This is a genomic window from Oleiphilus sp. HI0067 (assembly GCF_001635735.1).
The window spans coordinates 1-2272 of the sequence record NZ_LWFI01000894.1; the positions used below are offsets into that span (position 1 = coordinate 1).

The 2272-nt window shown below is 50.4% G+C and carries 1 protein-coding gene; it reads left to right on the forward strand.

The features are described 5' to 3' along the window. A partial coding sequence (locus A3739_RS10210) for a VCBS domain-containing protein (RefSeq protein WP_197472257.1) occupies positions 1–2272 on the forward strand: 2272 nt, incomplete at both ends.

Below are 2272 nucleotides of genomic sequence, written 5' to 3' on the forward strand. Positions count from 1 at the left end.
GCTGATGGTCACACGATAACAGTGACCCCGGGCAGTGCGACGTTTCAACACTTAGCGGCAGGTGCGAGCACGACACTAATAATCAGTTATCAGGTGAACGATTCGCGTGGTGGGGCTACTGCACAGACGTCAAGCATCACGATTACCGGCACGAATGATGCGGCGACGATTAGTGGCGTGTCGACAGGACAAGTGGTTGAAGATAGTGGTCAATTAACAACCGGCCAATTACATATCGTTGATAAAGATGATGGCGAGTCTAGCTTTAAACCAGAAACGATTGTGGGCACATTTGGTACTGCACATATTGATGTAAGTGGTAACTGGTCTTACACACTTGACGGAGCCAAGTCTCAATCGCTATTAGCAGGACAAGTAGAGCATGAATTATTAACCGTTCACACGGCAGACGGCACTGCACATCAACTTAATATTACCTTGACCGGCAGCAATGACTTGCCGGTAATTGCGGGGACTAGCACCGGTGCTGTAATAGAGGCGGGCGATGGAACCAGTGGCAATGCCGATGCCACTGGTACGTTAAACGTAACCGATCCAGACACGGGCGATACCCTCAGCTGGCAAGTGGTTCAGGGGCAGGGCCGCTATGGTCAGTTGAGTATTGATCAACAGGGACAGTGGCATTATCAACTGGACAATACAAGCCATGCGACAGATATCCTAGATGCCAATCAACAGGTGACAGAACACTTTACTGTCACGGCCACAGACAGCAGCGGCACACCGGTACAGCAAACGATAACGATTGACGTGACGGGCACTAACGATGCGCCGGAGATCACCTCTATTACAGCTCAAGCAGCACATGAAGGCGATACGACGCTAACAACAGGAACAATCTTTGTCCATGAAATAGATAACCACGACCGAGTTAGCTTTTCTTCCCCGAGTGTCGACGGTTTTGTGCTGAAACAAGATGGTAGCTATAGCTTTGACTCCAGTCACAGCAGCTACAATCATTTAGCCCAAGGCGATGTGCAAACAATTACAATTCCGGTAACTCTTACAGATTTGGCTGGAGCTAGTGACACGAAAAATCTTGTCATCACCTTAACCGGGACTAACGATGCGCCTGTCCTGGATCAGATCCAAGCCCAGAGTGCGACTGAAGATGGCAGTGTGATCTCTGGCAACATTACCTCAACTGATGCCGATGCCCATGAAACGGCCACCTACACCGCACCGACCATAGACGGTTTTACGCTAAATGCCGACGGGTCGTACACCTTTGATCCCAGTCACAGCGCCTATCAACACTTGGCCGCAGGTACAGACCAAACCGTCACTATCCCTATTACGGTGACTGACCAAGACGGTGTTTCTGACACGCAGAATCTCGTTATCACAGTTCATGGAACCGCGGATGCCGCAGTCATTGGTGGCACGGACTCAGGCTCTGTTACCGAAGAAACAACGCTGCAAGCAACAGGCAGCTTGAGCATCACTGATAAAGATGACGGACAAGCTCACTTTCAGGATGGTGATATTACGACCGCACATGGTGTGTTGCATTTAAGCTCTAACGGCAGCTGGACGTATGACCTCGATAACAACAATGCGGATGTACAAGCCCTTGGTACAAGTAGTTCTGGCACGACTAATAGCCTGACTGACACTATTCAAGTACAAAGCGCAGACGGTACGACACATAACATCGTTGTGACCATTAGCGGTAGCAATGATGACCCTGTGATCAATACCATTACGGCGCGCACCGCCACTGAGGGCGACGCAACGATGACTCAGGGCTCCATTACCTCAACGGATGTCGATTCGGGTGACACTGCGGCCTACACAACTACTGCAAATGTCGCTGGATTTACACTCAACTCAAATGGTACATACAGCTTTGACCCAAGCAATGCAGCTTACAATGGTTTAGCAAAAGACGACACGCAAACCATCACCATCCCAGTTACTGTGACAGATGGCAGTGGTGGGACCGACACCCAGAATTTGGTAATCACGCTGACAGGCACCAACGATAATCCGGTGCTCAACCATATTCAAGCACAGAGTGCGGCTGAAGATGGCAGTGTGATCTCTGGCAACATTACCTCAACTGATGCCGATGCCCATGAAACGGCCACCTACACCGCACCGACCATAGACGGTTTTACGCTAAATGCCGACGGGTCGTACACCTTTGATCCCAGTCACAGCGCCTATCAACACTTGGCCGCAGGTACAGACCAAACTGTCACCATTCCGATTACGGTGACCGACCAAGACGGTGGTACTGACACGCAGA